Source organism: Bradyrhizobium agreste, assembly GCF_016031625.1.
Taxonomy (GTDB): Bacteria; Pseudomonadota; Alphaproteobacteria; order Rhizobiales; family Xanthobacteraceae; genus Bradyrhizobium; species Bradyrhizobium agreste.
Window position 1 is genome coordinate 1 of record NZ_JACCHP010000052.1, and the last position, 3359, is coordinate 3359.

Consider the following 3359-nt stretch of genomic DNA (forward strand, 5'->3'; position numbering starts at 1 on the left):
TCAGCGCGACATTGTCGAGCATGGCATTCGCCAGCAGCCGCTTCAGCCGCGTGTTCTCATCCTCCAGTGCCTTTAGCCGCTTAGCCTCCGACACCTCCATACCGCCGAACTTCGCCTTCCATTTGTCGATGCTGGCGTCGCTGACGCCGTGCTTGCGGCACAGGTCGGCAACCGAAACGCCGGCCTCGTGCTCCTTCAAAATCCCGATGATCTGCTCTTCCGAAAAGCGGCTGCGCTTCATGCTCTGGTCCTTGTCGTGGGCCAGAACAAACTTCAAACTCGATTAAGCCCGTGGGGCAAGGTCATCCGCGGCCACTTCAAATGGAGCTTTCAATAGTGGTCAAGAGCAAGGACCCGACCACTAACTTCAGCAGCCTACGATTTCCGAAGCCATGCATTTGGAGCGCACGTAACATTCGTCCCAAAGGCGTCGGTGAAATAAGTATCGATCAAAAATCCGGAGTCTTCGATCAATTGGAAACCATCAATGATCTCTCGATTTACGTTTACAGGATTGTCTTCAACTACATAGTAGTCTCCAGGCGTCATAAACCTATTCAGGTAAGAAAATATAGAGAAGATTTGCACGTGCGCATCGTCGATGACAAGCCAAGGATGAGGTAGTCTCATCAGCAGATCTTGATCAAAGGTGCTAACATCCGAAAGGTCAACATGATGAAAGTTGAGGAGCGGATGCGCTCGTGCATTCTCATGGACACATTTGACGTATAAGTCAAAGGAGTGAACCTCACCAGGCATTTCACACAGGACTGACATTTGATCAGAAAGCCACAAACCACTGCCGCCCTGATATGAACCCAGTTCGAGAATTGTCCTCGGCTGAAGTTCCCAAATAAGCCTTGGATAAAGAGCTAGATCAAAAGGGGTTTTGAGAAGTATTAGGCCTTTGTACGTCAGCGCCAGGGCTCCAATCTTTGTGCGGCGCTTGTCGAAAATCCAAGGGTAAATAGTCGACATCCATACTCGTTCAGAGGGCCTAACGAAGCGATCAGAATCGTCGGCATTCAAGACGCTTCCAATAGCGACTCCCATATCAAGATGTCCTTTCGGTTGTATCTGAGTGGGGTAATGTTTGTGAGCTGCGTCCCAAAAAGCTTTATATCCGGAAGTGAGTTTCATATGGGTTATCTCCGCGGTTTTGTGTGAGGAAAGGGTGAGTAGCTCAGACGGATTTCAATCCAGTCAAGCGGCTTGTCCCCTGAATCCCAAGCGCAAAGCGATCTCGTATCGCGTCTTCTGCTTGCGAGACACTGTAATCTCGGCGTTAACGTCGAGACGAACTGGCACGTCGAGTTTTGCCGCTCCTGTATTCAGTTCAGCCCTGCAACTACCCAGATAGATCGATGCAGTCTCGTTGCGAACCGGCTACGCGCCTGTTGCGACTGAGTTGGTTGAGGGGCCCCTTATTGTTACATCTTGGCAATTGGCGTGCCACTTGAGGAATGGTGCTCTCCTCGTAAAGAGGCTAAAACGGATGCTTGTCCGGATTATACTCAGATGATTATCAGGAATCCCGCAACGTGTTTTGTTGCGCTCGCGACATCAGCGTCGACAATCAGTCATCGAGATTAGGAATAAGATGGAGATCCGGGCCTTGCGGCTCGACTCTCGCTGGCGTCTGTTTAAAAGCTCATGACCTGCCACGGAATTTTGGTCCCAGCGGTAGTTAGAGTCTCGAGGGTTTGTTCGCCAAGTGGCACGGTTGGAGCAACGGACGATCGCCGAAGCTCGTCCAGTTAGGTAGCCGATGTGGGTAGTCGGTCGTCTGTTGCGGTGAGGTGGGCGGCATACCGGGGGTAAGATATCTCAGCCCCCGAGTGAGGCTGCTGGAAATCGCAATCGGCGCTCCACTTGCCGATCTTGGTGCTGGCGTCGTTGATATCGAAAGAACGGGGTATCGTTGAGCGGCTCATCACGCGTCCGGCCATTCATGGAGAAGACGACCCCGTTCCCTCGACGCCGACGCTCCGCTGGCGATATCCGTACCGCTAGCAGGAGCAAAACATCATGCAAGTCGAGGCAACTGAATTGGATTTTTCGAAGCACGTATTTTGCGTTCGCGCGATTGATGCGCAAGGGCCAGTGACCTCTCGCCCTGCCTCGGCGCAAGATAGTAAAAAGCTGGTAGATCCGGTTGATCCCGAAGGCTCTCCGCCCTACCGCCGCAGCAGGACGAACAGGCGGCGAAAGCCGAAACGCCGCGGCTCGTTGGCCAGATCGCGAAATGGCCATGCAGAACTGCGTCCGGCGGCCGGCTGGAGCGGTAGCCGATCATCTTCTGAACCGCACCCACGCATCTGCTCGGCCAGAAGCTTCTCAGCTTCCCGCTCTCCTCGATCCAGAGCCCTCAACCGCTTCGCCTCGGAATCATCCATGCAGCCGAATTTGGCCTTCCGATTGTAGATCGTTGCCTCGGAGATCCCGTGCTTGCAAGCCGGATCGGCCGTCTTCGCCGCGGCCTCATGCCCCTTCAGCACCACAATAATCTGCTCATCCGCGAACCGTGCTCGCTTCATCTGTCGTCAAACGTTGGGGGCGGACTCTAACTCGTTCTGGAGGAAATACTCAGTGGCAGGTCCCTCATGGGCCGATTCCGCTGAAAAAGGTCGCCAGTATTTCATTGTAATAGCAGCGTCGCGAGGAGGCGAACTGCTCTATCGTCCCTATGCGAGCCTCGGGGCGGGCATCCGGATGAGCTTGGCGATCTTTCGAAGGTTCTGGGCCGTGGCCGCGCGGATGAACTCGTCGCGCGCGCCCTTCGGCCTCGTTAACGCAAATGGTCGAGCTTGAGAATGCGCTTGAGGTGGCGCGAACAACATCTCGATTTTCTTGCGGAGCCGGCGCGAGGTGCCTCCCTTCCACGATCTCACTAGCCATGTCGCGAGCGCCTTCGTAGCGCGGCACCCTCCGTGAGGCCTGCTTGAGGCAACTCCAAGCCTTCCATGCTCATCGACCAATCGCGCTTGCCGGCGGGGTAAAGCATGGTGCCACTATCATTCACGGAAGCGGCCGTGCCTGTTATTGGAGAATGTCTTTCCTCGCCCCACGGGCTTAATCGAGTTTGAAGTTTGTTCTGGCCCACGACAAGGACCAGAGCATGAAGCGCAGCCGCTTTTCGGAAGAGCAGATCATCGGGATTTTGAAGGAGCACGAGGCCGGCGTTTCGGTTGCCGACCTGTGCCGCAAGCACGGCGTCAGCGACGCCAGCATCGACAAATGGAAGGCGAAGTTCGGCGGTATGGAGGTGTCGGAGGCTAAGCGGCTAAAGGCACTGGAGGATGAGAACACGCGGCTGAAGCGGCTGCTGGCGAATGCCATGCTCGACAATGTCGCGCTGA

Annotated in this window: 3 protein-coding genes and 2 pseudogenes; 1 reads left to right on the forward strand and 4 read right to left on the reverse strand. The window is 55.0% G+C overall.

From position 1 onward, the window contains the following. From HZZ13_RS36230 to HZZ13_RS36245, 4 genes and pseudogenes are all read right to left on the reverse strand, one after another. Positions 1-241: transposase (locus tag HZZ13_RS36230; RefSeq protein WP_197964202.1), on the reverse strand; the 241-nt coding region annotated here is incomplete at its 3' end. A gap of 134 nt (positions 242-375) precedes the next feature. Then, positions 376-1140 carry a CmcI family methyltransferase gene (locus HZZ13_RS36235; protein ID WP_197964203.1) on the reverse strand — a complete coding sequence of 255 codons (765 nt, stop codon included), beginning with the start codon at positions 1138-1140 and terminating at the stop codon, positions 376-378. Positions 1141-2359: 1219 nt separating this feature from the next. Beyond that, positions 2360-2537: pseudogene (locus HZZ13_RS37735) on the reverse strand (transposase); the annotation flags it as partial. Positions 2538-2684: 147 nt separating this feature from the next. Next, positions 2685-2867: pseudogene (locus tag HZZ13_RS36245) on the reverse strand (IS5/IS1182 family transposase); the annotation flags it as partial. 251 nt (positions 2868-3118) lie between these two features. On the opposite strand from HZZ13_RS36245, the gene HZZ13_RS36250 reads away from it, so the two are divergent. Then, positions 3119-3359: transposase (locus tag HZZ13_RS36250; RefSeq protein WP_197964202.1), on the forward strand; the 241-nt coding region annotated here is incomplete at its 3' end.

Excerpts from the sequence above, each read along its gene's own strand:
- HZZ13_RS36235 (WP_197964203.1), bottom strand. The coding sequence starts at position 1,140 with ATGAAACTCACTTCCGGATATAAAGCTTTTTGGGACGCAGCTCACAAA.